This window comes from Plantactinospora sp. WMMC1484, from assembly GCF_049315195.1.
GTDB lineage: Bacteria > Actinomycetota > Actinomycetes > Mycobacteriales > Micromonosporaceae > Plantactinospora.
In genome coordinates this window covers 3,058,245-3,084,205 of sequence record NZ_CP186055.1, presented here as the reverse complement: position 1 = coordinate 3,084,205, position 25,961 = coordinate 3,058,245, and the positions used below count along the sequence as shown (strand labels likewise).

The window sequence follows — 25,961 nt, the reverse complement described above, 5'->3', positions numbered from 1 at the left end:
CCTACAGGATCTCGTGGATCATCGCGAGCAATCGCCGCAGCTCGGCGACGACGTCCTCGCCCAGCTCGGCAAAGTCCTGCTCGGTCAGGGCCACCTCGACCGGCATCAGCGGGCTCGGCATTCGCCACCGCGTGCGCCCCTCGCGGAACTCCTCCTTGATGTCGAGGTAGCCGCGCTGCCGTGGGATCATGCCCCGCAGCCGCTCGATGACCTCGGTCTCTTCCGGGAAGTGGTAATCCCACACCGCGAACGGGACATAGTTTTCCACCTCCCGCCAATGGAAGACATGGACGTGCGGCACTCCGGCCTCCCGGGCCTTGCGCGCCTTGCTCTCGTTCTGGCTCGGCTGATCCGGAGCGTTCCGGTCGCCGTCGAAGAGCATGGCGACCCGGATCAGCACGGCGAACTTCTTGCACTCGTCGGCGCCGAGCGCCGGCATCTGCCCGCTGCCGCCCCCGTTGCAGAACTCCAGCCACCGCCGCCTGATCGCGCGTGCCATCTGGGCGTCGTCCAGCGCCACCGCCACGGCCCGGATGAATCCGCCGTCGCCGATCCGGTTCTCCACCACCAGTACGGCCGGCTTTTCCAGGTCTTCGACCACCGGCTCCAGGTTGCCGAGCGTTACCTTGACCTTGACGTCCGCTGCGGGACGGCTGCGGTGTCCGGCTTCCTCGACCGTCTTTTCCGCCCACAGGCTCAACGCCGGCAGCTTCACCTCGGCCGCACGCAGCTTCTGGACGAACCTCTCGGCCTCGATCGCGGCCGGCAGCATCGGCCGCCAGTCGTGCCGGTCCTTGGCGACCATGCTGAGCAGGCTGATCACCGGTTGGTGGTCGTCGGCGTCGAAGACCTGCTGGTCGATGTCAAGAAGCATGGTCCATCCGTTCCGCCTGGGCGGCGGCGAGGTGCCGCACCTCGTGGTAGTCCTGCGAGAAGTAGCCCTCCGGCCAGTCCTCGTCGAGGTTGCCCAGCTCGTCGATGTCGACCCGGCGCACCACCGAGGCACCGTCGCGCTGCTCGACCACATAGACCCGGACCATGTCGGCGTCGATGCCGTTGTCCACCTCCGCGATCCGGCGGCGCAGGCGCAGCAGCAGCGTCTCGCTGTGCGTCTCGATCAGAAAGCGGGTGTCGGTCGTCTTCGCGGTGTTCAGATAGAGGTCGGCCAGCTCGGCGTGTGCGGCCGGGTGCAGGTGCATCTCCGGTTCCTCGATGATCTGCAACGGCTGCTCCCCGGCGACGCCGTGCAGTTCGTCCAGCGCGCACTGCACGAGGGTCGGCAGCACCTGGGCCAGCCCGGTGCCGGCGTCGGCGAGGTTGACCCGGACGGTGCTGTCCCGCCGGGTCAGCACCGTCGAGAAGAGCGGGCCGGCCTGGATCTCCGCGATCCGCCAGTCCGGCACGATCGCCGCCAGCTTCTCGTTGACCAGGTGGATCAGCTCGCCACCGGCCCGCTCGACGTCGTCGGCGAGGATGCCCGGCATCCCCTCGCCCTGCACGCCGAGCTGGCGCGGATCGCCGAGCGGCAGCCGGTGTTGCCGCGCCACCCGCTCCCGATATGGGCTCAGATAGCGGATCGGCCCGGGGCTCGGCCGGAAATCTGTCGTGTCGAGCCAGCGCAGTTCCGGCACATCGGTGAGCTGGGGAAGCAGGCCGGTGAAGGTGACCGGCCGGACCACCGGCTCCTGCCCCGGCACCCGGATCTCGTACCGCTGCGGCTCGCCCCGGCGCACCGGCGGCATCGGCCGGACCGGGATCCCGTCGATGTCCGGAGTTTCCTCCCGGTCGCCGGCACCGCTCAGCCGGGTCGAGACGAGTCGCACGGTCGTGCCATACGCCCCGATGTCCAGGGCGGATATCACGGCGCTCCGGATGCTTTCCACATATTCCAGATTGGCGGCGAGCCCGAACCGGGCCGGTCCGTCGAGTTCGAGGCCGACGGTGATCGGCCGCAGCGTCAGGTGGTCGTGGTAGAGCTCCCGGAAGTCGTCGACCGCGTCCGGGCCGAGCCGGTCGAGGTCGAGCGGCGCGGTGGAGCTGGTGCCGAAACCGGTGGCGATGACCAGCGGCGCCCGGGTGAGCACGCTCTTGCCCGAGTTGTTCTTGCCGAGCACCACGGTCACCGGGGCGAACTCGATCTCCTGCCGGTCCCGGAAACAGCGGTAGTTCTCCAGCACGAGTTTGCGGAGGGGCATTCGACAGTTCCTACCACAGCTCGCGTTCCCAAGTGGACCGCCCGACTGTCCGCAGGCCGACTCCCGGCCGATCCCCGGTGGGCTGAGGAAGACGACCGAACGGCACGGCACAGTCGTCCTGCACCACGACGGTGACTACGACATGGTCGCCGCCATCACCGGCCAGCCCACCGTCTGGGTTGCCGAGCTGGCCACGGCTGACTGATCATCCGCACCTCTACGGTCAGTCGGATGTGGTCGCGGCGATCGGGTCCAGCCAGGCGGGGGCGAGCCACACCGACTGGCTCGACGGCGAGGTCAGCGGCACCTGCACCTCGTCCAGCAGCACCGGCTCCTGGGTGCGGGCCGGCACCAGCAGCAACCGGGCCGCCGGCCGGGGGCGGGTCGGGTCGGCCAGCTCCTGGAGAATCCCGAGCTGGCCATACCGGGCCAGCGGCGCCGCCTCGGTGATCAGCACCGGGCCGCCGGCCGTCGCCAGCGCCTCGGTGACCGCGGGGACGACGTGGTGGCGTACCAGATCGGTGAGGCTGCGGAAGTCGGCGTCGGTCGGCACGCCGTTGTCGGCGGCGAGGATCGCCTCCCACGGGAAGCCGAGAGCCCGGAGCCGGTCCAGCAGGATCGCGGTGACATCGACCTCGGTCAGCGACAGCCGGTTCAGCAACGCGCGCCGGGACCGGCCGAGCAGGCGGAACGGCGCCAGCACCGCCAGAAAAGAGTGCCGCTCGATCGCCCCGGTCAGCTTCCGCGCCGTCTCCTCGCCGGCGTCCAGGCCGAGCAGCGGCCCGTGGGTGGTCCGGGTGCGCGTCCGGGTGCCGGAGAGCGCGGACGAGACGCTGACCGGGGCGTACGCCTGCTGGCCCGGATGCCAGGTCAGCGGCACCCGGGCGGCGGCAAGCAGCTCGCCCAGCACCGGCCGGCCCGGCAGTTCCTCGGCCCGGGGGAATCGGCTCCGCACCCGGGCGCGCAACTCCTCGACAGTCAACTGCTGGCCGATCAGGCTGCCCGCCGCCAGCCGCAACGCCCGCTCCGCCGGCATACCCACCGGATACAGCTGCCCCTGGGCGTTGACGTCCACCTCGCCGTTGCTCCCGGCGGCGGCGAGCTGCAACAACCGCAGGTCCGCGAGCGCCGGCCCGCGTGGCGACCGGTCACCCTCCTCCCCCGGCCTGCCCACCGGCTCGGTCACCCGGCGCAGCTCCTCGACCGCCCGTTGCCGGGTGGGCAGCGGATCGGCGTCGACCAGCTCCCTGGCCCGGCGGCCGAGCCGCACGACGTAGCCGAGCAGGTCGGCGGCGGTGACGACCGCCGCGGGATCGTCCGGCTCCCGCCCGACCAGCACCTGATCGGAGCTGCGGAACCGCTGGATGGCGAGCCGGGCGTCGCCGCCCCGGCCGAGTTCCGCCTCCACCGCGGCCCGGATCAGGCCGATCGCCTGCGGCAGCCGCTTCGCCCCGACCGTGTAGGACCCCCGGGCCGCGATCAGCGCCTCGGCCAGCTCCTCGGCGGACATCACCCCGCCGCGCGCGTCGAGCAGCGACACGATCTCGTCCCGTACCGCCGTCACGGCCGGCTCGGCGAGCCACTTCTTGATCTGGCCGCGCAGCAGGACCGAAATCTGCGGCTGCGTCTGCCCGGTCGCCCGGGCCGCCTCGCTCTGCGCCGGCCAGCACAGAAACCCGCCGTCGGCGGTGGCCGCCTGGCCCAGCACGACCGCCAGAGTCTCCCGCACCTTCCGGTTGCGGCTGTTCGGCGCCGGCAGCAGGGTCGCGCAGACCGCCTCTATGCCGTGCGCCAGCGGTCGCTCCTCCGGCGCCGACGGGGCCGGCAGCAGCGCCCGCAGCGCCCGCGCCTGGGCCAGGATCTCCTTGCGGGTGGCGTCCGGCACCCCCTTTGCCCGGGTCAGCCGGGACGGTTCGGCGTCGAGCAGCTCCCCGACGGTGTGCACGCCGTGCCGTTCCAGCGCCGAGCGGGCCCGGTCCGTCAGGTCGGTGGCCTCCAGCGGCGACTCCCGGGTCAGCCCGGTCGCGATGGCGGCACCGGACGACTCCGGGTCGGGGGCCGGGATCTGCTGGAAGATCGCCCGCCACGCGTCGGTCATCTCGTCGACGGTCTCGAACCGCAGGGCCGCGTCCCGGGCCAGCGCCATGGCGAAGAAATCGACCAGCCGGTCGGCCACCGCCGGGTCGAACGCTGCCGGGTCGAGGCTGACCTCGTCGCTCACCGCAGCCGGGTTGGCGTTGTCGCCCCAACGGGGCAGCGTGCCGGTGGCCATCTCGTAGAGGGTCACGGCGGCGGCGAACCGCTCGGCCGCCGCGTCGTAGCGCAGCCGCCGCGGCGGGCCGAGGAACGGGTCGAGGTATGCCACGGTGCCCGCGCTGAGCTCGGTCGCCGCCGTCGAGGAGAGCGAGAAGTCGAAGACACACAGGTGTGGCTGCCGGTCGCTGGGGCGGGGCCGGGCCGCCAGGTTGGCCGGCTTCAGGTCCCGGTGCCACACCCCCATCCCGTCCAGATACTTCAGGATGTCCAGCAAATCCCGGCCGTAACGTTCCAGCAGGTCCAGCGCCAGCCGCCCGCCGCGCAGGTCCTCGGCCAGGGTGCGCGGGCCGGCGCTCTCCATCAGGATCGCCGTCCGGTTGCCGACCGTCACCGGCCCCTTGACCAGCGCGGCCACCTGGGGATGCTTCAACCCGGCGAGGGTGCGCGCCTCCGCCTTCAGCCGCTCCTCGTGCTGCTCGTCGCGGGCAACCTTCAACACCAGGTCCCGAGAGCCACCGGCGTCGTCCTTCATCGTCACCAGCAGCGCCACCGCGGTCGCCCCGGATCCGAGCCGGTCCCGCACCACCAGACCACCGTCGAGTTCGTCACCCCGATGCGCGAGCAGGGGGTCGAGCACCGGCTCGGGCTCGGGCTGGGTCAGCTCCTCCCAGACCTTCTCCAGGCCCGTGCGGAACGCCGTCACGCTCGGCAGCCGCTGCGCCGGGTCGCCGCGAGTCGCGTCGTAGACGAGGGTGACCAGCGAGTGCGGCATCCCGTCCAGCGCAGCATCGAGGCGCAGGCCGCTGTCGCGTACGGCGGCGGCCAGCTCCTCCGGACTCGTGGCCGGCGCCTCGCCGACGACGATCCGGTAGGTCAGCGCGCCGAGCGCGAAGACGTCGAGCTGGTGACCGGGAAGCCGGGCCGCGCCGGACGCCTCCGGCGCCTGGTATCTGCGCACCTCGTCGTCGAAGAACAGCTCCAGGTTCGCCGGATCGGTCGACGGGCCCAGCCGGGTCAACTGGGTGCTGGCGGCCAGCCGGCCACCGGTCTGCCAGTCGGTGACCACCAGCGATGGGCGGGCGCCGTCGGGCTCACCGACGAAGACCGCGCGCGGCGACAGCGCCCGGTGCGCGAGCCGGCGTGAATGGGCATAGCCGATGATCTCTGCGAGATCCTGCACGAGTTGCAACTTCTGGGCCAGGGTCAGCGCGGCGCCGCGCTGCACCAGCCACTGGTCGAGGCGTATCCGATCCTGGTCGTGGTCGAAGACGACCGCCGGCCCCCAGGCATGCTCGACCAGGTCGTGGGCCCGGGCAATCCCCGGGTGGTGGATGCCCTGCAACAGCCGGAACTCACGTTCGGCGGCCCGCCGGATGTCCGGCACCTCGTCCTCGGCCGCCCGGCTGGTCAGATAGAACCGGACCCGGCGGACCAGCGACGTGTCCATCGCGTGCCCGGCCAGGAAGTCCTGCCAGCCGATCCCCTCGGCGAAGGGGCGCGGCATCAGCAGCAACTGGCCGACCTTGCGGTCGGCGACCGAGGGCCGAATCTTCGCACCGCGCACCAGCTCCACGATCTGTCGCCCCCGGGCCGGGTCGACCAGGTGCGCCGGATTGCGTGGCCGGGCGAGCAGCATCTCCTTGACGCTCGGCAGCCCGGAGTCGTGGCCGTCCAGCCCGTAGACGTGCTGGGCGCCGATCGGATCCAGCGCGGCCCGCATCGCCCGAGCATGCAGGAAGACCGCCGCCCCGACGTAAGGCGCCTGGTGCTCCCGGCCCTGCTGGCGGGCGTAGTAGCGGATCAGGCTGGCCAGCCGCTTGGCCTTCCGGTTGGCCAGGATGTAGGGGTTGTCCTCCGGGATCAGCCGCGAGTTGGGCGCCCGGCGCACCCATTGGCCGCCGTCTCCCCGGAGCTCCCCCTGCCAGTGCTTGAGCTCCAGGACGAAGAGACCGCTCGCGGTGAGCACCAGGGCGTCGACCTCGTTGATCGAACCGTCGCTACCGACGAACTCGACATTTGCCCAGACGTGATAGGGGTCCATGTCCGGCAGGTAACTGGCAAGATCGCGCAGCCCCTCCTGCTCGTGCAGGTGCGGACTGGAGTTGATCTGCTCCCAGCGCGGTGAGTCCTGACGCACCCGAGCTTCCCCCAAGGTTGTACGGCCTGGCCGTACATCCTGCCACCGACCCGCGGCTCCCGGCCTCAGCCAGCCGGTCGACTACCAAGAGTCGCCGGGACACTACCCCTTTACCAGCCGCCGATTGCTCACCTCCGCTCCTCATGGCCCTATGTCACTTCGGCATCCGGCGCAGGCCGATCGCGGCCGTGCCGAGCCAGAGGGCGTACGACCAGAGCAGCACCCGCTCGGCGAGCCCGGCCACCGACTCGTACCCTCCGACGGTCAACGACGGTCCGCCGGCCATCACGTCCCCGGTGATCGCCACGAGACCCAGGAACGCCAGCGCCGACAATGCCGCCGACCCGGCCAACGCGGCAGCGACCGGGCGCCAGCGGGCGTCCCGCCGCCATGCCCGGCTGAGCAGGACCGCCGCCATCGGCAGTGCGGCGAAGGCGGTCAGGCCGGCCAGCCCGTGCACCATCCCGGCGGGCGACGGCGGCCGGTCCCACTGGCCGTAGGGATCGGTTGGGAAGATCCCGACGACCAGTAGGCCGGCGCACCAGAGGCCGAGCAGCCAGAGCCCGGTCCGGCCGCCGCGGGTGTGGGTCGCGGCCAGCCGCACCAGCCCGGCCGACGCGGCGGCGAGCACCAGCGCTCCGGTGGGGATCAGCCAGCCGGCCCGGGGTGCATGCACGTAAAAGCTCACCATCCGCTCGACCGGGCTCCATCCCGGATTGACGAGGTCGGCCACGCCGAAGCCGGCGAGCGGCAGGGCGAGCCCGGCGAGTATCGCGTCGGCGGCGACCCGTCGCCGCCTCCGGCCGGCGGTCCGAGCGGCCGGAGCGGTCGCGCGGGTCCGTTGGGCGGAGCGGGTCGGAACGGTGGTGTCGGTGCGGGACATCGGAGCCTCCTCGCTGGTGTCGCCTCGCCAGCCGGCGGGTCGCGGCGGGCGCCCACGACGTTATGGCCGCCCGCGACGACACCGCGTCGTTCCGGCGAGGACACCTGGCTCGACGCCACCGGACTACCGCCTGCACCGATCGGAGTAGTCGGCCGGCGCTGGCCGGCATCCAGTCCGGGTCGTGGATCCAGTCCGGGTCGTGGATCCAGTCCGGTTCCAGTGGCGGTTCAGTCCCTCCTGGAACTCTGGGTCCCGGTGAGCGAGGAATCGGGCACGTTCGGCGAGCTGCTGCGTGCGTACCGGGCGGAGGCCGGGTTGACCCAGGCGGCCCTGGCCGGCCGCGCCCGAGTGGGCGTACGGACTGTGCGCGATCTGGAGCACGGCCGGGTGGCGGCGCCGCAGCATCGGGTGGTGACCCTGCTCTGCGGCGCCCTCGGCCTCTCCCCGGTGCAGCAGGCCCGGCTCCGCTCCACCGTCGCGGGCCGGCAGTCCGGCCGGAGCCGACGACTCCGCGTCGACGTGCTCGGTCCGTTGCGGATCCGCCGTGGCGACCAACCGGTCGACGTGGGACCACCGAAGCAGCGGCTGCTGCTCGGCCTGCTCGCCATCCAGCCGGACCAGGCGGTCCCGGTCTCCGAGATCGTCGACGTGCTGTGGCAGGACCGACCGCCGCGCAGCGCCCCCGGACTGATCCACACCTATTTGACCAGGCTCCGCCGGCACATCGGCGGTGGCCGGCCGGAGGCGGGCCCGGTAGCCGGCCCGCCCCCGCCGGTCGTCGTGCGGGACCGTTCCGGCTACCGGCTGGCGTTACCGGCCGACCAGGTCGACGTGGCCCGCTTCCGGATGTTCGCCGAGCGCGCCGTTCGGGCGCGGGACCGGGGCGAGCCGCATCGCGCGGTCGAGTTGCTCGCCGCCGGGCTCGTCTGCTGGCGGGGGCCGCTGCTGGCCGGTCTCCCCGGGCTGCTCCGGCATCCGGCGGCGACGGCGCTGGCCCGGCAGCGGCTGGACTGCGTCCTGACCCTGGCCGATCTCGCCTTCTCCACCGGTACGACCGCCCGGCTCAGCACACTGCTCGCCCAGGTCGCCGAGGCGGAGCCGCTGCACGAACGGTTGCACGCCCGGTTGCTGCTCGCCCTGGCGGGTGCTGGGCAGCAGGCCACCGCGCTGCGGCTCTTCGCCGAGATCCGTGACCGGCTCGCCGACGAGTTGGGCGTGGCGCCCGGGCCCGAACTCCGGGCGGCACACCTGCGGGTGCTCCGCCAGCAGATACCCGGTCAGGAGTTGGAGATGATGTACGCGTTCGGCGAGGAGCTGCCCCAGTTGACGACGCAGCTACCCACGTGCACGGGGCCGTAGACGATCCGCCACCCCGCCGGGATGGACGAGGACTGGCACACGGTGAGCGAGGAGCCGGCGGGCATCCCCTCGGCCTGCTGGATGAAGAGGTAGCTGGCCCGGGTGCTCGGGTTGCAGATGCCGGCGTACGCCAACACCACCCAGCCGGACGGCACGCTGCCGCACGACCACTGTTGATCGCCCGGTGCGGCCAGGGCCGGAGCCGGTGACCCGAGCAGCGCGACCGATGTGACGGCTGCGGCCAACAGGGCGGATATTCGACGCATCTCCAGCTCCCATCGTCAAGGTCTTCGATATCCGTCGATGTTATGGCCCGCGGCGGGCGACTTTCGGGTAGCGTTCCGCGACCCGGCTCCGGCCGGCGCACCCCGCGCTGGGCTGCGCCGATTTCGACCGACCGGCCGAGACACCGGCAGAACCGGCAGAACACACGGCGGCGCCGGAACTGCCGGCACCGGGCCCGCGCCCGGCCACCCGAACGATTCCTGAACCCGCCCCGAACCAGTCCGGCGACGATGAGGGGGTTTGCACGACCACGGACCCTGGGAGGGGCGGATGCGCGGGTGGATCGGTGGGCGCCGGATGCTGCTGGGCACGGTGCTGGGGCTGGCGATGCTCTCGGGGGTGACGGCCTGTGGCGACGACCCGGCTCCGACGGGTGGCTCCAGCGGTGCGGATGGCGGCGCCGCGCCGAGCGGCGGCGCACCGGGGCCCGGCGAACCGGAGCCGGGAGCGCCGGCCGGAGGCACCGGCACGATCACGGTGACCGCCGACGGCAAGAAGTACGAGTTCACCACCGACGACTGCTCCACCATCGAGGTGCCGGCGAAGCTCTTCTCGCTGAGCACCACCGACGCCACGATCGAACTGTCCCTGCCGCACGACCCCGGGCCGTTCGACCAGGACTCCGACGGGGCGACCGTGCCGTTGACGCTCGGCGGCGCCGACGAGACGTACCAGACGGTGGCGTTCACCGGTCAGCGCGGCGAGGACGGCGACCGCACCTCGGGCTCGCTGAGCGGCACGGCCAAGCGAGCCACCACCGGGCAGGAGGTCGAGTTCAGCATCGACTTCAGCTGTCCACTCACCCGCGGCTGAGCATCGGGGCCGGGCGTCGACCGTCCCGGCAAACGCAAGCTTCGAGCAAGAAAGGCTGATCAACAGCGCTCTCCGGCCATCCCGCCCCGACAATCGAGGAACGTCGGGCCCAAGTGGACGGGGGGGGAGCGTCATGACTCTTGATCCGGGCACCGTGACGTGGGGGATGACGGCGTCGACCTTCCTGGCGGGCTATCTCCTGCTGGCGGTGGTCGCCGTCGGTCTCGCGGCCGTACGGCGCCGGCAGGTCCTCGCCGGGCCGGAGAGCGTACCGGCGTCGACGCTGACCGCCGCGCAGGTCGCACATCTCAACGGCGGCGACCGGCTGGCGATCTGTGCCGCCCTGGCCTCGCTACGCAACGCCGGAGCGATCGCCGTCGGCCCCGCTCCGGACCGGCACCTGATCGTCGCCGGTGACCGCCCGGCCGGGGCCGGCGGCCTGGAGGCGGCGATCCACCGCTTCGCCGGGCAGCGCCGGGCACCCCGGGAGCTGCCCTTCGACTCCGGCGTCGGGATGGAGCTGTCCCGGCTCCGCACCGACCTGGAGCAGGCCGGGCTGCTCTCCGGCACCCAGACGCGGCAGGCGCTGCGCGGCCGGACCTGGATGCTGGCCGGCGTGCTGCTGCTCGGTGCGCTCCGGCTGCTCGCCGAGGTCTCGACCGGCCAGCCCTGGCTACCGCTGGTCCTGACCCTGGTCGGGCTGGGTGTGGCCGCCGTGCTGCTGGGCCGCCGTCCGGCCCGCCGTACCCGGGCCGGCGACCGGGCACTGGCCGCCCTACGTACCGAACACGCCCACCTGGCTCCGTCCCAGCATCCGGCGTGGAGCACGTACGGCCCGGCGGGCGCCGGGATGGCGGTCGCGCTCTTCGGTCCGGCTGCGCTCTGGGCGGCGGACCCGCAGTTCGCCGCCGAGGCCGGGATGTTGCCGCAGCAGGTCGGGGTCGTTGGTGGCAGCGGTGGCACCTCCGGAGGACACGCCGGCGGCTTCGCCTGCGGGGCGGGCAGCTACGGCTCGGACTCGGGCGGAAGCAGTTGTGGCGGCGGGAGCAGTTGCGGAGGCGGCGGGAGCAGTTGCGGAGGCGGCGGGAGCAGTTGCGGAGGCGGCGGCGGTTGCGGAGGCGGCGGCGGCAGCTGACCGCCCTCCGTCGGACGGCCCCGGCCGGACAGCGCGGGGTCGGACGCGGCCGGGGTCGGACGCGGCCGGGGTCGGACGCCGGGTGTGGGGGCCCGGCGACCGGCCGATCGGACCGGCCACCGCCACCGGCCAACGCGGCAGCCGCGCCGTCAGCGGAGCCCCCAGAAGAACGCCCGGACGTCCTCGACGAAGAGTTCCGGCACCTCCATCGGGGCAAAATGACCGCCGCGGTCGAACTCGCTCCACCGGACTATTGGATATGCCCCCTCGGCAAAGGACCGGATCGACCGGGTGATGTCGTGGGCGAAGACCGCCACCCCGACCGGCACCGGACAGGGCAGCGGCCCGATCGGACTCTCCCGGTGCAGCCGGGCCGACGAGCCGGCGGTGCCGGTGAGCCAGTAGAGCATCACGTTGGTGAGCAGTCGGTCCACCGGGATCGTGGACCGGGGGTCAATCCACTCGGCGAACCTCTCGGCGATCCAGGCGAGCTGCCCGACCGGCGAGTCGGTCAGCGCGTACGCCGGGGTCTGCGGCCGGGTGCTCTGCAACACCATGTAGCCGGGGCGCTGGGCGACGTACTGCCGGATCCGGGCCAGCCGCTCCCGGTCCGCCCCGGAGAGTTCCGCCTCGCCGGTCCAGCCGGGTGGCGGCGGTGTGGGCAGGTAGCTGAGGTGCACCCCGACGACGTTCTCCGGGGCGTACGCACCGAGGGCGCGCGAGATCGACGATCCCCAGTCGCCGCCCTGGGCGCCGTAGCGCCGGTAGCCGAGCCGCCGCATGAGTTCGGCCCATGCGCGGGCGACCCGGCGGACGTCCCAGCCGCGCTCCCGGGTCGGCCCGGAGAAGCCGTAGCCGGGGATGGACGGTACGACGAGGTGGAAGTCCTCGCCGAGTGGCCCGAGCACGTCCAGGAACTCGACGAACGATCCGGGCCAGCCGTGGGTGAGCAGCAGCGGCATCGCGTCCGGGTCGGCGGAGCGCAGGTGCAGGAAGTGCACGTTCTGTCCGTCGATCTCGGTGGTGTACTGCGGTAGCTCGTTCAGTGCGGCCTCCTGCCGCCGCCAGTCGTAGCCGGTCTGCCAGTGGTCGGCCAGCTCGCGTACCCGGGCGAGCGGGATGCCGTAGTCCCAGCCGGCGTCCGGCAGCTCGTCCGGCCAGCGGGTCCGGCGCAGCCGCTCGGCCAGGTCGGCGAGGTCCGCCTCGGGAATCTCGATCCGGAACGGCTTGATCATGTTGTCGTCCTCTCCGACGGGGCGGTGACTATCATTAGTGAGACTAACGTTTATGACACTAACGATATTAGGGCCGGCGGCCTGGAAACGTTAGTCCGACCAACGAAGTTGTTACGCTGCCCACATGGAGAACCGGATGGCCGACAGCCCGCCCGACCGGCTGACCGCACTGCCGAGCTGGCTGCTCACCCAGACCGCCCGGCACGCGCAGCGGCTGGTCGGCGACGGTTTCGCCGCCGTCGACGCCCGCGGCTACCACTACCGGCTGCTGCTGACCCTCGACGAGACCGGCCCGACCAGCCAGGCCGACCTGGGCCGGCGCAGCGGCATCCACCTCAGCGACGTGGTGGCGGCGGTCAACGACCTCGCCGACCGGCAACTCGTCGAGCGCTCCCCCGACCCGACCGACCGGCGGCGCAACGTCATCACCCTCACCCCGGCCGGTCGGCGCCAGCTCCGCCGGCTGGACCGGGCCGTGGCCCGGATCCAGGACGACCTGCTCGCCCCGCTCACCCCGACCGAGCGCGACCAGCTGACCCGCCTGTTGACCCGCCTCCTGCACCACCACAACGCCGGCGAGGCGCGGAAGCGGGTGCCCGAGACCCCACGGTGAGCGCAGACCCCACGGTGAGCGCAGACCCCACGGTGAGCGCAGACCCCACGGTGAGCGGACGGCCCGCGTGACGTGTCAGGCGCCCAGCCGCTGCCAGAGGAAGCGCAGCATCAGCGCCCACTTGAAGGCCAGTTGTGCGTTGTCGGCGGCGGCACCGTGGCCGCCCTCGATGTTCTCGTAGTAGGAGACGTCGTAGCCGTACCCGCGCATCCGGGCGGCCATCTTGCGGGCGTGCCCGGGATGCACCCGGTCGTCCCGGGACGAGGTGACGAAGAGGACCGGCGGGTACGACCGGCCGGGCCGGACGTTGTGGTACGGCGAATACTCGCGCAGGAACGCCCAGTCGGCCTCGTCGTCCGGGTTGCCGTACTCGGCCATCCAGGAGGCGCCGGCCAGCAGCAGGTGGTAGCGGCGCATGTCGAAGAGCGGCACCCGGGCCACCACCGCACCGAACAGCTCCGGAAACCGGGTCAGCATCGCCCCCATCAGCAGCCCGCCGTTGCTGCCGCCCTCGATGCCGAGCCGCGCCGGCACGGTGATGCCCCGGTCGACCAGGTCGGTCGCCACGGCGGCGAAGTCCTCGTACGCCCGGGGGCGGTTCTCCCGCAACGCGGCCCGGTGCCAGCGCGGGCCGTACTCGCCACCACCCCGGATGTTGGCGACCACGTACGTCCCGCCCCGAGCCAGCCAGCCCCGCCCGATGATCCCGCTGTAGCTCGGTGTCCAGGCCATCTCGAAGCCGCCGTACCCGGTCAGCAGGGTCGGCCCGGTCGGCTCGCCCGCCGGGCTCACCAGAAAGTACGGCACCCGCGTGCCGTCGGCCGAGCGGGCGAAGAGCTGTCGTACCGTCATCCCGGCCGGGTCGAAGAACGCCGGGTCGCGCTTCAGAGTCTCGACCGGCCCGCCGACGGTGCCGTGGTGCAGCGCGGTGGGTGCGAGGAAGCCGGTGCTGGCGAGCAGATACTCGTCGCTCTGCTCCGGGTTCGTGTCGACGATCACGACGTGCCGCTCCTCCCCCGGGCCGTCGAGCGCGAGCGGCCGTCGCCGCCAACCCTCCTCAGCCGGGGTGAGCACCTCGGTCCGGCTCCGCACGTCGACCAGGCTGCTCAGGATCAGGTGCCCGCGGGTCCAGGCGTGCTGGCCGAGCGCACTGTCCGGGCCCGGCGCGAAGACCACGGTCAGGTCGCGCTCCCCGGCGAGGAACCGGTCGAGCCTGGTGACCAGGACGGCTCCGGCCGGGTACGTCCGGTCGGCGACCGTCCACTCCGAACGGAGCTCGATCAGCAGCCACTCCCGGTGTACGTCGGTCTCGGCGTCCTCCGGCACGTCGATCCGGACCAGCTCGCCGTCGTCGGTGCGCAGGAACTCCTCCCGGCGGAAGAAGTCCAGCCGGCGGCCGAGGAAGTCCCGGACGAAGCCCGGAGTGGGGTCGTGCACCGCGTACACGGCGACGTCGTCGTCCCGGCCCTGGTAGACGGTGGTCGCCTCGGCCAGTGGCGTACCGCGCCGCCAGCGCTTGACGATCCGGGGATAGCCGGAGGCGGTCAGCGAACCGGGACCGAAGTCGGTGCCGACGTAGATGTGGTCGGCGTCGATCCAGCCGACGTCGCTCTTCGCCTCTGGCAGGGTGAATCCGTCCGGGACGAAGTCCCGCCGGGTCAGGTCGAACTCGCGCACCACACTCGCGTCGGAGCCGCCCCGGGCGAGCCGGACCAGGCAGCGCTGGTGGCCGGGGTGGTGCACGACCGCCCCCTGCCAGGTCCACGGCTCGCCCTCGGCCGTGGCCAGCGCGTCGACGTCCAGCAGGATCTCCCAGTCCGGCTCCGGCCGGCGGTACTCGTCAAGCGTGGTACGCCGCCAGAGCCCCCGGGGGTGGGCCTCGTCCTTCCAGAGGTTGTAGAGGTAGGTTCCGTCCCAATGTACGAATGGCACCCGGTCCGCGGCATCCAGCACCTGACGCAGCTCGGCGGTGAGCGTGGCGAAGGAGGTGTCGTCGGCGAGCGCGTCACGGGTCTCCGCGTTGCGGGCCCGCACCCAGGCGGTCGCCTCGGGATCGGAGAGCGCTTCGAGCCAGCGGAATTCGTCGTCGAGATCCGGGGCCACCCAGGGTTCCTACCACACGAGATGAACAAAGTTACCGCTGCGTCGGATGGCGGATTGAACCGTCCGGCGCCGATAAACGATTTAACAAGGGTGGAACGTTCCCGACTCCGACCCGCGTCGGTAGCGCCGGGCCGGGCCGTACTGGCGGTGCTGCTGCTCCTCGCTGGCCTGGCCGTGCTGCTCGTCGCCCCGGCACGACCGGCGGCCGCGCACGCCGCGATCGTCTCCACGGTGCCGCAGCAGCGGTCCGTACTCGGCTCCTCGCCCACCGAGGTGACGATCACCTTCAGCGAACCGGTGGCGCTGGTGCCCGGTCGGGCGCAGGTGCTCGCCCCGGACGGCAAGCGGATCAACAACGGGGACCCCACCGTGCGGGACGCCACACTCCGGATCCCGATCCGGGTCGCCGACCGGCCGCTCGGCACGTACCTGGTCAGCTACCGGGTGATCTCCGCCGACAGTCACCCGGTGGCCGGGAGCTACACCTTCTCCGTCGGCGCCGCCTCGGCCAGCCCGCCCGAGCCGGCCGACCAGACGGTACGCCCCGACGTCCAGGTCGCGGTGCCGGTGACCAGATACCTCGGGTACGCCGGACTGGTCCTGGTGATCGGCCCGACGCTACTGCTCGGGCTGCTCTGGCCACGCCGACTTCCGCGCCGGGGCGCGATCCGGCTGGTCCGGGTCGGCCTGGGACTGGTCGCGACCGGCGCCCTGGCCGGGCTCTGGGCGCAGGCGCCGTACACCAGTGGCGCCGGGCTCCTCGACGTCTCCGGCGCCGAACTGCGCCAGGTGCTCGGCTCGGACTTCGGGCTGGCCCTCGCCGCCAGGCTGGGCATCCTGCTGCTGGTCGCCGCCGTCCTGCCGCCGGTGCTGGCGGGGCGGGCCGGCCGGCTCCGGGTCTGGCTGCTGGTCGCCCTCGCCGCGGCCGGCCTCGCCACCTGGCCGGTCGCCGGGCACGCCGCCGCCTCCCCGGTCCCGCCGGCCAGCGGCATCGCCAGCGTGGCGCACCTGGCGGCGATGTCGGTCTGGCTCGGCGGGCTGGTGACGCTGGTCTGCTTCCACCTCCGGGCCGCCCATCCCCGGACGCTCGCCGTCATCCTGCCGGTCTGGTCCCGCTGGGCCGGGCTCGCGGTGCTATGGCTGGTCGCCGGCGGGGCGGTGCAGGCGGTGATCGAGGTCGGCACACCGGCCGCCCTCGTCGGCACCGGCTACGGGCAGCTCGTACTGGCCAAGGTGGGCCTGCTCGCGGTGCTGCTCGGTGCCGCCGCGTACGCCCGACGCCTGGTCCGCCGCCGGACGGTCACGGCAGCCGCCGCCGACGCGACACGCGCCGCCGAGCGGGCCGGCGTGCTGGTGCCGGTCGGCGCGGCAGCACCACCCGCTCCGCCCGCATCCACGGCTCCCACGTCCACGGCTCCCGCATCCACGGCTCCCACGTCCACGGCTCCCGGGGATGGCCGCGGTCCGGCAGCCGCGATCGCGGGGCGGCGCCGGTTGCGCCGGGCGGTCGGCCTGGAGGTGCTGGTCGGCCTGGTCGTGCTCGGGATCAGCGCCGTGCTGGTGCAGACCACCCCGGGCCGCAACGCCGGAATCGAGGCCGAGATCGCCGCCTCCGACACCTTCGCCCAGACGCTCAACTCGCCGCTCTACACCCTCCAGTTCGACATCTACCCGGTGCAGCTCGGACCGAACAACACCGTGCACGCCTACGTCTACACCCCGGAGGGCAAGCCGCTGCCGGCGGTGGAGTGGACGCTTACCGCCTCGTTGCCGGCCCAGGGCGTCGAACCGACCTCCACCCCGATGCTCGGCATCGAGCCGCACCACGCGGTCGGCGCGATCAACTTTCCCATCCCCGGCGAGTGGCAGCTGCGCTTCACCATCCGCACCTCCGACATCGACCAGGCCACGGTGCGCACCACCGTCCAGGTGCGCTGACGTGCAAGGAAGGGCCCCCGCTTATCGTTTTCTGTTGTAGCGGGGGCCCTTCCTTGCACGTCAGTGGCCGCGGGCGAGCCAGTCGTCGAGGTGGGGGGCCTCGGCGCCGATCGTGGTGTCCGCGCCGTGGCCGGTGTGTACCACCGTCGCGGGCGGCAGGCTCAGCAGCCGCTGGCGGATCGAGTCGACGATGGTGCCGAAGTCGCTGAACGAGCGGCCGGTCGCCCCCGGCCCGCCCTGGAAGAGGGTGTCGCCGGTGAAGACCGCGCCGAGGTCGGGGGCGTGGAACGAGCAGGCTCCCGGGCTGTGGCCCGGGGTGTGCAGCACACGCAGCGCGGTGCCGGCCACCTCGATCGACTGCCCGTCCCGCAGCTCCCCGTCCGGTGGCAGGTCCGGATGCACCATGTCCCAGAGCACCCGGTCGGCCGGATGCAGCAGTACCCGGGAGCCGGTCGCCCCGGCCAGCGCCGGCGCGACCCGTACGTGGTCGTCGTGCGCGTGCGTGGCCAGGACGGCCAGCACGCGCCGGCCGCCGACCGCGGCCAGGATCGCGTCGACGTCGTGCGGCGCGTCGATCACCACGCACTCGGTGTCGTCGCCGACGACCCAGACGTTGTTGTCGACGTCGAAGGTCTGGCCGTCGAGCGAGAAGGTGCCCGAGGTGACGGTGTGGTCGATCCGGGCCGCCATCAGAAGATCACCACCGACCGCAGCACGTCGCCGTGGTGCATCTTGGTGAACGCCTCCTCGACCTGGTCGAGGGCGATCTCCTCGGTGACGAAGGCGTCCAGGTCGAGCCGGCCCTGGAGGTAGAGCGAGGTCAGCATCGGGAAGTCCCGGTCGGGCAGGCAGTCGCCGTACCAGCTCGACTTGAGCGCCCCGCCCCGGCCGAAGACGTCGATGAGCGGCAGGTCGGGGACCTTCATCTCCGGGGTCGGCACCCCGACCAGGACGACGGTGCCGGCCAGGTCCCGGGCGTAGAAGGCCTGCTTCCAGGTCTCCGGCCGGCCGACCGCCTCGATCACCACGTCCGCGCCGAAGCCGCCGGTCAGGTCCCGGATCGCCTCGACCGGGTCGGTCTCCCGGGCGTTGACGGTGTGCGTCGCGCCGAAGCCCCGGGCCCACTCCAGCTTTCGGGGATCGGTGTCGACCGCGATGATCGTGGTGGCACCGGCCAGCGCCGCGCCGGCCACCGCGCCGTCGCCGACGCCGCCGCAGCCGATCACCGCGACCGAGTCGCCCCGGGTGACGCCGCCGGTGTTCATCGCCGCGCCGAGCCCGGCCATCACCCCGCAGCCGAGCAGCCCGACGGCGGCCGGCCGGGCGGCCGGGTCGACCTTGGTGCACTGCCCCGCGTGTACGAGGGTCTTCTCCACGAACGCGCCGATGCCGAGCGCCGGGGAGAGTTCGGTGCCGTCGGTGAGGGTCATCTTCTGCGCCGCGTTGTGCGTGGCGAAGCAGTACCACGGCCGGCCGCGCCGGCAGGCGCGGCAGGTGCCGCAGACGGCCCGCCAGTTGAGCACGACGAAGTCGCCCGGCTCGACGTCGGTCACGCCGGCACCGACCTGCTCCACGATCCCGGCGGCCTCGTGGCCGAGCAGGAACGGGAAGTCGTCGTTGATGCCGCCCTCCCGGTAGTGCAGGTCGGTGTGGCAGACCCCGCAGGCCTGCACCCGCACCACCGCCTCACCGGGGCCGGGATCCGGTACGACGACGGTGGCCAGTTCGACCGGCGCACCCTTGACCCTGGCGATGACCCCGCGTACTTCCTGGCTCACACTGCCTCCTTCAAGATCTCGATCCCGATCCGCGTAGCATGTCACGGCCTCCCGCTGTGCTGACCTGGCTCACCCGCCATCCGGAACGGCACGGTCGGTGGTGGCGCGCGGCGGCCGGGGTGTCGGTGACGAATGTGCCACAGAGTCGCCCGTGGGGCGATGGCCGTGCGCTGGTCCGAGGACCCGCCGCCGCTTCGGGGGCGCGGCGTCCGGTCTGTGGTGGGGTGTCCGGTCTTGGTGGTGATCGGGTGGTGGGTGGGGCCGGGTCGGTGGAACATCCGGGGGCCGGGGGTCGTTGTAACCGGCGTACGACCGCAGCAGCAGGCCCCCACCCCGGGGCTGTCGAGTGCCCGGGGGAATGTGCGGGCGGTGGCGGCGGTTGACCTCCCCCGGAGACACGTTCCTGTGTTTCGTTCGGCACGCCATCACCGGTCTCCACCCTTGGTGGGTGTGTGGTGGTGTGTCTCATCCCCGGAATGGAAGGCAGACCATCATGACGTTCGTCAGCCGATGGCTTCCCGCCATCACCGAGACCCCGATCCGTAGGACCGCGCTGGGTATCGCCGGGCTCGCCGTCGCCGGTGGCGCGATCGCCGCTCCGGCGATCGCCGCGGACACCCCGACGCCGATGTCGCCGACCTCGGCCGCGGTCACCACCGACGTGCGGGACATCGACAAGGGCAGCCCGTCGAAGGTCCTGGACTATCAGTACAAGGCGCAGGAGAACGGCTACTACTGCGCTCCGGCGGCGACCCGGATCGCGCTGACCGCGCAGGGCCACGCCCCGACCCAGGACGAGGTCGCCGGTAAGCTCGGCACGACCGAGGCCGGCACGAACTCGGCCGAGGACACCACCCGGGTACTCAACACCACCGGTGGTAAGGGCTACAGGACCGTGGCGATCCCGGACCCGACGGTTACGCCGGAGCAGATGGACCGGCTCCAGGTCGACATCGTCCGCGCCCTCGACGCGAAGCGTCCGGTCGTGATGAACATCAAGGGCACCGGCATCGACCTCGACGGGATGTCGCACTCGTATGCCGGTGGGCACTACCTGACCGTTGTCGGGTACGACGACCACGGCCGCAAGGTCAAGATCGCCGACCCGGCCAACCCGGACCAGGCCGAGTACTGGATGAGCACCATCGCCCTGGCCAACTGGGCCGCCGAACGCGGCTACTCCGCATAACCCGATCCGACACAGCACACCCCGACAAGGGCCGGCCCCCGGAACATCATCCGGGGACCGGCCCTTTCGTCGTACCCGGACTCAGCTCGCCGGGTCGGTCGCCGCCAGCGTGGCGCCGAGGCGCTCGACCGCGTCCCGGATCATCCGCCCGTACGGGTCGTCGGAGAGCACCGGCAGGCTCTCCCGGGCGAGGGCCAGATGCCGGCGCGCCTGGTCCGGCCGGCCGAGCTTGCGGTAGTCCTCGGCGAGGTTGAGCTGCAACGACGGGCGGAACGCCGCGACCGCGAGGCCGGCATGGCTCCGTTGCGCCCGCTCGTCGGTCAGCGTCTCGGCCGCCTCCAGCGCCCGCAGGTCCCAGCGGAGTTCCTCGGCCGGATCGTCCTGGAGGTCGGCGAGGTAGTGCGCGAGTGTGCAGCGGTGGAACGGATCACCGGTCGGGCCGATCACCGCCCAGAGCTCGGTCAGCCGCTCCCTGGCCGGCCCGGTGCGCCCGGCCCGCCCCCACTCGACCGCCTCCGCGATGCTCGCCATCGTCTCGTCGGTTCCCTGCCCCATCGTCCACTCCCCCTGCCTCCGGCCGGTACGCCGACGATGCTCGGGCCTCGATGAGGTCGAGGGTCAACCCCGGAACCCGGCCGGCGAGGTGTCCCCCCGCGCGGTGCGGCGGGCCGGCGGACTACCGCGTTCGTGGTACGTGCCGGCGCACCCGGCTCAATACAGTGGCGGCATGAGTCGCTGGGCGGTGGCCGACATGAGTCGCTGGGCGGTGGCCGGGACGAGGCGCCGGGCGGTGGCCGGGACGAGGCGCCGGGCGGTGGCCGGGACGAGGCGCCGGGCGGTGGACGTCGGGATAGTGGCGGTCACCGGGGCAGTCACCGCGTACCGGATGGCGGTCGCGGTGGTGGAACCGGCAGACCGGGCGCCGGACCTCTGGGCGTACGCCATCGCGGCGGCGATGACCGCGGCCCTGCTCGCCCGGCGGCGCTGTCCGGCCGCGGTGCTGGCGGCGGTCGGTGGTCTCTTCCTGCTCTACCACGTCTCCCGGTATCCGGGCGGTGCGCCGGCCGCGCCGGTCTGGGTGGCCCTCTACTCGGTCGCGGTGGCGCCGCGCCGCCGGCTCGGCCTGGTGCTGGCCGGCCTCTTCATCCTGCTGGACGCGCACGGGCGGACCGTGGTGGCCGGGGTCGAGCCGCTGGACGCCACGCTGGACGGTTCGACCGTGGTCTTCGTGGCGGCGCTGCTCCTCGGCGAGGTGGTACGGGGCCGCCGGATCCGCCTCGCCCTGCTGCACGCCGAGCAGGACAGTACGGCGGAACGGCGGGTGCTCGACGAACGCGTCCGGATCGCCCGTGAGCTGCACGACGTCACCGCGCACACCCTCGCGGTGGTCGGCGTGCAGGCCGGGGTGGCCGCCGACGTGCTCGACGACGACCCGGAACAGGCCCGAAAGGCGCTGGAGGCGGTCCGGCGGGCCAGCCGGGAGGCGCTGACCGAACTGCGCGCCGCGGTCGGCGTGCTCCGGGACGGCACCCGGCAGCCCGAGGACCAGCAGTGGCAGCCCGGCAACCAGCAGTGGCAGCCCGAGGACCAGCAGTGGCAGCCCGCGACAGGGCCGGAACCGCCGGCTCCCGGGCTCGACCGGTTGTCCGCGCTGGCCGCGACGACCGGCACGGTGCTGCGGCACGACGGTACGCCGCGACCGCTGCCCCGGGCGGTGGAGGCGACCGCGTACCGGATCGTGCAGGAGGCGGTGGCGAACGCCCTCCGGCACGCCGGCGCCGAGCGGATCGAGGTACGGATCGGCTACCGCCGCGACGGGCTCGACCTCACCGTCTCCGACGACGGCCGGGGCGTGGCCGGGCCGCCCGGCAACGGCCTGCGCGGGATGGCGGAGCGGGCCGCCGGGCTCGGCGGCTGGCTGCGGGCCGGCCCGGCCGACGGCGGCGCCGGCTTCCAGGTGCGGGGATGGCTGCCGGGATGACGGTCAGGGTCTTGCTCGCCGACGACCAGACGCTGGTCCGGGCCGGGTTCCGGGTGCTGCTGGAACGGACGCCGGAGATCGAGGTGGTCGCCGAGGCCACCGACGGCGACGAGGCGATCGCGCTGGCCCGGGCGCACCGGCCGGACATCGTGCTGATGGACATCCGGATGCCGGGCACCGACGGGTTGACCGCGACCCGGCGGATCCTCGCCGACGACCGGCTGCCCGGGGTCCGGGTCGTCGTGCTGACCACCTTCGAACTCGACGAGTACGTCTACGCGGCGCTGCAGGCCGGTGCCAGTGGCTTCCTGCTGAAGAACCTGGAGCCGGAGGAGCTGCGCCGGGCGGTCCGGGTGGTGGCGGCCGGCGACGCGCTGCTGGCGCCGGAGGTGACCCGCCGGCTCATCGCCGCCTACGCCAGCGGACCGGAGGTGCCCGGCCTGCACACGTTGACCGCCCGGGAGCGCGAGGTGGTGACACTGGTCGCGGACGGGCTCTCCAACGCGGAGGTGGCCGCCCGGCTCGGGATGAGCACCGCGACCGCCAAGACGCACGCCAACCGGGCGATGACCAAGCTCGGCGCCCGGGACCGGGCCCAACTCGTGGTCTTCGCCTACCGCGGCGGGCTCGCCGGGGTACGGCGGATGCGGTAGCCCGCCGCCGTCGCCGGACGGATCCGGTGGCGTCCCGCCGTTCGTAGCGTTCCCGGCATGTTCCTCATCCTCGGACCAGTATTGAACGCCGTCGCCTCCTTCTTCTGGCAGCCGGACACCCAGGGCGTCACCGCCGGCACGCTCACCGCCCTCTCCTGCGCCTGCTGGCTGATCGGCCTGCTCGCCCTCTACGACCAGCTCCGCGCCGAGGCGCCCCGCTACGTGGCGGTGGCGCTGCCGCTGACCGTCTTCGCGACCGTCGGCGGGGTGGCGTTCGGGGTGCAGAGCATCCACGAGGTGCTCTTCGACGCCTCGCACGCGGACACGATCGCGCTGCTCGACCAGCACCCGTTCGCCGCCTGGGCGCTCTACTGGGTCGCCGGACCGCTCTTCCCGCTCGTCCTCTTCCTGCTCGGCGTGGCCCTGCTCCGGCTGCGCGCCACACCGCTGCCGGTCGGCGTACTGCTCTGCCTGGGTGCGCTGGCGTTTCCGTTGAGCCGGATCAGCCGGGAGGCGGCGGTCGCGCACGTGGCCGACCTGCTCCTCCTGCTCCCCTTCCTCTACCTCGGCGTGCGGGCGCTGCGTGGCCGCTCCGGCTCCCGGCCCGCCGGGGCGGTGCCGCCGGAGGTGGTCAGCGGCAGGAACAGCAGCATGGCGAGCGAGAGCAGGACGTAGCTGTTCGACCCGAAGAAGCCGACGACGCCGTCGTGGTCCCCGGACCACAGCCAGACGACGCTGCCACAGAGCAGGAGGTACGCGGCGGCCAGTGCCCGCCACTGCCACAGCCACAGCCGAAGCCACCGCCACCCCGGGCGCGAATCCTCGGCGCACTCGCTGCGTTCGGCGCGCCCAGCGAGCCCAGCGAGCTCGGCACGCCCAGCGAGCCCGGCACGCCCAGCGAGCCCGGCACGCCCAGCGAGCCCGGCACGCCCAGCGAGCCCGGCACGCCCAGCGAGCCCGGCACGCCCGGCGCGCCCGGCGAGGGTGGAGTCGGCGAGGACCACCAGCGCGGGCACCAGCCAGACCAGATGGTGAACCCAGGTGACCGGGCTGACCAGGCACGCGACGATCCCGGTCAGGGCGAATCCGTGGCGCTCGTCACCGCGCCGGACCGCCTGCCGGGTCCGGTGCGCCCAGACCAGCAGAACCACCGCGACCAGCACCAGCCAGGCGAGCCGGTTCGGATGCTCCGGATTCCAGCGCGCCGCCAGCCCCAACAGAGACTGGTTGGAGACGTACTCCAACGCCCCGACCCGGCCGGTGTCCCAGACGGCCCGCCCGAAGAAGGTTTGGGTGGCCTCCGGCGCCACCAGCCAGGCCAGCAGGGTGGCGCCGGACGCCGTGGCCGCCGCCGTGGCCGCCGCCCGCCAACGGCGGGTCACCACGAGATAGCCGATGAAGATCGCCGGGGTCAGCTTGATGGCCGCGGCGACGCCGCTGCCGACACCGGCGAGTCGGTGACCCCGGTCCAGCAGCCAGAGATCGGCGTAGACCAGGGCGAGCAGCACCAGGTTGACCTGGCCGAAGCTGACCGTGTCGCGTACCGGCCCGAGCATCGCGAAGAGGCACACCGCGAGCGCGAAGCTGAACCCCCGGTGCCAGCCCTCCCGCCGGGCGATCGGATCGACCAGGAGCCACAGCACGAACGCGGCGGCCGCGGCCGTGACCGCGGCGTTGACCGCGATCGCCGGATGCCAGTCCAGCACCGCCAACGGCAGCATGCAGAGCGCGGCAAAGGGTGGATAGGTGAACCCGTAACCCGTGCCGGGCCGGACGTAGTCGTAGAGCCGGCCACCGTCGTGAACCCAGTGGTTGACCGCCCCGTGGTAGACACCGACGTCGAACCAGCCCCGGTGCCCGGGGAGCAGGGCGATGGCGACCGCGATCGCCCCGGCCAGGCCGAGGAGAAGGAGCACCCGGGCGTACGTCCGGGGAGGTCCGGTCATCGGGAGGTCCCCTCCAGCGCCCTGCCGTTCCAGGCCGGACTGGCCAGCACCGTCGAGAGTGCGTTCACACCGAGCCCGAAGCAACCGACCGCGACGATCCCGAGCGCCACCCCGGTCGTGGCGAGGGCGAGCTCTGCCGGATCCGGCCCGAAGCCGCTGGGCAGGGTGAGGAAGGCGACGCCGGCGGCGGTCAGGGAGGCCAGCAGGCGTACCGGCCGCTGTGGTGCGGCGGCGGCGATCAGGACCAGGCCCCACAGCACGTACCAGGGTCGGGTGGCCGGCCCGAGCACCGCCACCGCCGCCAGGGCCAGCCCGAGCACGTACGTCGGGCCGAGCCGGCGCCGGTGCCACCAGGCGAGGACCATGCCCCCGAGGGCGGCGAGCAGCCCGGCCCAGAGCCAGAACCGCATCGGCGCGGTGCCGAGGTCGAACCCGGCCGCCTCGGTCAGCCGGTGCGACGCCCGCCCGAGCGCGCTCGAGATCGACCAGCTGTGCTTGTAGAACGGTGTGCCGAGGGCGGTGATCCAGCCGTAGCCGAGGCCGGTGGCGGCGGTGGCGGCCACCGCCGTCAGGCCGGCGAGCCCGGCGGTACGCAGCGTGGCAAACCAGATTCCCCAGTACGGCCGGGCCAGCGCCACGACCACCAGCAGCCCCGCCGCCGCCGGCGCCTTGACCAGGGCGGCCAGCGTCACCAGGACGGTGGCGAGCGCGAACCGGTGTTCGAAGGCGAGGCAGAGGCCGGCCAGCAGCAGCCCGAGCATCACCGCCTCGTTGTGCGCCCCGGCGACCAGGTGGAGCGGCACCAGCGGATTCAGCACGCCGAGCCAGGTCGCGGCGCCCGGCTCGACCCCGGTGTGCCGGGCCAGCCGGGGCAGGAAGACCGCCAGCAGGACGACGCCGAGCAGAGCCACCACGCGCATGCCGATCACCCCGGCCGCCGCTGTCGTGCCGGCCACGGCGGTGACCAGGGCGGCCAGGCCGAGGAAGACCGGCCCGTACGGCGCCGGCGTCTGCTGCCACATCTGCGGCACCTCGGCGGCGAAGGGCCCACCGAACCGTGACACCCCGTGCTCGTAGACGTCGGCACCGGCCAGCACCATCGTGCCCTGCGCGAGATAGCTGTAGACGTCCCGGCTGAACAGGGGCGGGCCGAGCAGCAGCGGGCAGGTCCAGAGGGCGAGGGTGGTCAGCAGGCCACGCACGTCGGCGCCGCCGGGCCGCCGAAGGTCACGCCCCGCCCACCACCAGGCCGCCACCAGCATGGTGAGACCGACGTATCCGCAGATCAGCGCCGGGCCCGGATAGTGCCGCCAGTCTGTCAGCCAGAGCGCCGCTCCGGTCTGGTCGACCGGCAACGCACCGGTGGCCAGTCCGGCGCACCCCAGGATCATCGTCCCGGCGGTGCCCAGGATGCGGTATGCGAGCACCGCAGGCAGTCTCAGCACCCAGGAAGGATTCCTGT

21 protein-coding genes are annotated in these 25,961 nt (G+C 73.0%); 9 read left to right on the top strand and 12 right to left on the bottom strand.

Annotation, left to right across the window (positions count from 1 at the left end; translation table 11 throughout):
- Position 1 precedes the first annotated feature (1 nt).
- The 4 genes from ACN28C_RS13620 to ACN28C_RS13605 form a co-directional block, all read right to left on the bottom strand.
- Complete coding sequence (locus ACN28C_RS13620) at positions 2–874, bottom strand: hypothetical protein (protein ID WP_422773836.1); 873 nt, start codon at positions 872–874, stop codon at positions 2–4.
- Positions 864–2,195 (bottom strand): DUF3696 domain-containing protein, encoded by a 1,332-nt coding sequence (locus ACN28C_RS13615; protein WP_422773835.1) that lies wholly within the window; start codon positions 2,193–2,195, stop codon positions 864–866. Before ACN28C_RS13615 ends, ACN28C_RS13620 begins: the two co-directional genes overlap by 11 nt.
- 223 nt (positions 2,196–2,418) lie before the next feature.
- Positions 2,419–6,588 carry a BREX system serine/threonine kinase PglW gene (gene pglW / locus ACN28C_RS13610; RefSeq protein WP_422773834.1) on the bottom strand — a complete coding sequence of 1,390 codons (4,170 nt, stop codon included), beginning with the start codon at positions 6,586–6,588 and terminating at the stop codon, positions 2,419–2,421.
- Positions 6,589–6,742: 154 nt separating this feature from the next.
- Positions 6,743–7,471, bottom strand: a complete 729-nt coding sequence (locus ACN28C_RS13605; protein ID WP_422773833.1) for a DUF998 domain-containing protein — start codon at positions 7,469–7,471, stop codon at positions 6,743–6,745.
- 255 nt (positions 7,472–7,726) lie between these two features.
- On the opposite strand from ACN28C_RS13605, the gene ACN28C_RS13600 reads away from it, so the two are divergent.
- Positions 7,727–8,830 carry a BTAD domain-containing putative transcriptional regulator gene (locus tag ACN28C_RS13600; protein WP_422773832.1) on the top strand — a complete coding sequence of 368 codons (1,104 nt, stop codon included), beginning with the start codon at positions 7,727–7,729 and terminating at the stop codon, positions 8,828–8,830.
- Here the strand turns inward: ACN28C_RS13600 and ACN28C_RS13595 are convergent.
- Positions 8,749–9,096 carry a hypothetical protein gene (locus ACN28C_RS13595; protein ID WP_422773831.1) on the bottom strand — a complete coding sequence of 116 codons (348 nt, stop codon included), beginning with the start codon at positions 9,094–9,096 and terminating at the stop codon, positions 8,749–8,751. The two genes, ACN28C_RS13600 and ACN28C_RS13595, sit on opposite strands and share 82 nt — an antisense overlap.
- Positions 9,097–9,385: 289 nt before the next feature.
- Between ACN28C_RS13595 and ACN28C_RS13590 the strand changes: the two genes are divergently transcribed.
- Positions 9,386–9,928 carry a hypothetical protein gene (locus ACN28C_RS13590; RefSeq protein WP_422773830.1) on the top strand — a complete coding sequence of 181 codons (543 nt, stop codon included), beginning with the start codon at positions 9,386–9,388 and terminating at the stop codon, positions 9,926–9,928.
- Between the two features lie 133 nt (positions 9,929–10,061).
- Positions 10,062–11,063 carry a TIGR04222 domain-containing membrane protein gene (locus ACN28C_RS13585; RefSeq protein WP_422773829.1) on the top strand — a complete coding sequence of 334 codons (1,002 nt, stop codon included), beginning with the start codon at positions 10,062–10,064 and terminating at the stop codon, positions 11,061–11,063.
- A gap of 149 nt (positions 11,064–11,212) precedes the next feature.
- On the opposite strand, the gene ACN28C_RS13580 is transcribed toward ACN28C_RS13585, so the two are convergent.
- A complete protein-coding gene (locus ACN28C_RS13580) occupies positions 11,213–12,298 on the bottom strand; it encodes an epoxide hydrolase family protein (protein WP_422773828.1) in 1,086 nt (361 codons plus the stop codon).
- A 124-nt stretch (positions 12,299–12,422) separates the two neighbouring features.
- Here ACN28C_RS13580 and ACN28C_RS13575 point away from each other — a divergent pair, with 124 nt between their 5' ends.
- Complete coding sequence (locus ACN28C_RS13575; RefSeq protein WP_422773827.1) at positions 12,423–12,911, top strand: MarR family winged helix-turn-helix transcriptional regulator; 489 nt, start codon at positions 12,423–12,425, stop codon at positions 12,909–12,911.
- Positions 12,912–12,986: 75 nt separating this feature from the next.
- On the opposite strand, the gene ACN28C_RS13570 is transcribed toward ACN28C_RS13575, so the two are convergent.
- Entirely contained in the window at positions 12,987–15,014 is a 2,028-nt protein-coding gene (locus tag ACN28C_RS13570) for a prolyl oligopeptidase family serine peptidase (RefSeq protein ID WP_422773826.1), read from the bottom strand.
- A 90-nt stretch (positions 15,015–15,104) separates the two neighbouring features.
- Between ACN28C_RS13570 and ACN28C_RS13565 the strand changes: the two genes are divergently transcribed.
- Complete coding sequence (locus ACN28C_RS13565) at positions 15,105–16,952, top strand: copper resistance CopC/CopD family protein (protein WP_422773825.1); 1,848 nt, start codon at positions 15,105–15,107, stop codon at positions 16,950–16,952.
- A gap of 60 nt (positions 16,953–17,012) precedes the next feature.
- On the opposite strand, the gene ACN28C_RS13560 is transcribed toward ACN28C_RS13565, so the two are convergent.
- Positions 17,013–17,642 (bottom strand): MBL fold metallo-hydrolase, encoded by a 630-nt coding sequence (locus ACN28C_RS13560; RefSeq protein WP_422773824.1) that lies wholly within the window; start codon positions 17,640–17,642, stop codon positions 17,013–17,015.
- On the bottom strand, positions 17,642–18,730 hold the full coding sequence (locus ACN28C_RS13555; RefSeq protein WP_422773823.1) for an S-(hydroxymethyl)mycothiol dehydrogenase: 1,089 nt from the start codon (positions 18,728–18,730) through the stop codon (positions 17,642–17,644). The genes ACN28C_RS13560 and ACN28C_RS13555 overlap by 1 nt, the downstream gene beginning before the upstream one ends.
- Positions 18,731–19,223: 493 nt before the next feature.
- On the opposite strand from ACN28C_RS13555, the gene ACN28C_RS13550 reads away from it, so the two are divergent.
- Positions 19,224–19,919: a C39 family peptidase gene (locus ACN28C_RS13550; protein WP_422773822.1), complete on the top strand. Its 696-nt coding sequence runs from the start codon at positions 19,224–19,226 to the stop codon at positions 19,917–19,919.
- An 81-nt stretch (positions 19,920–20,000) separates the two neighbouring features.
- Here the strand turns inward: ACN28C_RS13550 and ACN28C_RS13545 are convergent, their stop codons facing one another.
- Positions 20,001–20,474 carry a hypothetical protein gene (locus ACN28C_RS13545; protein WP_422773821.1) on the bottom strand — a complete coding sequence of 158 codons (474 nt, stop codon included), beginning with the start codon at positions 20,472–20,474 and terminating at the stop codon, positions 20,001–20,003.
- A 172-nt stretch (positions 20,475–20,646) separates the two neighbouring features.
- Between ACN28C_RS13545 and ACN28C_RS13540 the strand changes: the two genes are divergently transcribed.
- From ACN28C_RS13540 to ACN28C_RS13530, 3 genes are read left to right on the top strand one after another with little or no spacing between them, the layout of a single operon-like run.
- On the top strand, positions 20,647–21,900 hold the full coding sequence (locus ACN28C_RS13540; RefSeq protein ID WP_422773820.1) for a sensor histidine kinase: 1,254 nt from the start codon (positions 20,647–20,649) through the stop codon (positions 21,898–21,900).
- Complete coding sequence (locus ACN28C_RS13535; protein WP_422773819.1) at positions 21,897–22,553, top strand: response regulator transcription factor; 657 nt, start codon at positions 21,897–21,899, stop codon at positions 22,551–22,553. Before ACN28C_RS13540 ends, ACN28C_RS13535 begins: the two co-directional genes overlap by 4 nt.
- Before the next feature lie 57 nt (positions 22,554–22,610).
- Positions 22,611–23,228, top strand: coding sequence for a hypothetical protein (locus ACN28C_RS13530; protein WP_422773818.1), 618 nt, complete (start codon positions 22,611–22,613; stop codon positions 23,226–23,228).
- Here the strand turns inward: ACN28C_RS13530 and ACN28C_RS13525 are convergent.
- Both ACN28C_RS13525 and mptB read right to left on the bottom strand, forming a co-directional pair.
- Positions 23,114–24,499 carry a glycosyltransferase 87 family protein gene (locus ACN28C_RS13525; RefSeq protein WP_422773817.1) on the bottom strand — a complete coding sequence of 462 codons (1,386 nt, stop codon included), beginning with the start codon at positions 24,497–24,499 and terminating at the stop codon, positions 23,114–23,116. The genes ACN28C_RS13530 and ACN28C_RS13525 overlap by 115 nt on opposite strands.
- A complete protein-coding gene (gene mptB, locus ACN28C_RS13520; RefSeq protein WP_422773816.1) occupies positions 24,496–25,944 on the bottom strand; it encodes a polyprenol phosphomannose-dependent alpha 1,6 mannosyltransferase MptB in 1,449 nt (482 codons plus the stop codon). Before mptB ends, ACN28C_RS13525 begins: the two co-directional genes overlap by 4 nt.
- Positions 25,945–25,961: the final 17 nt, after the last annotated feature.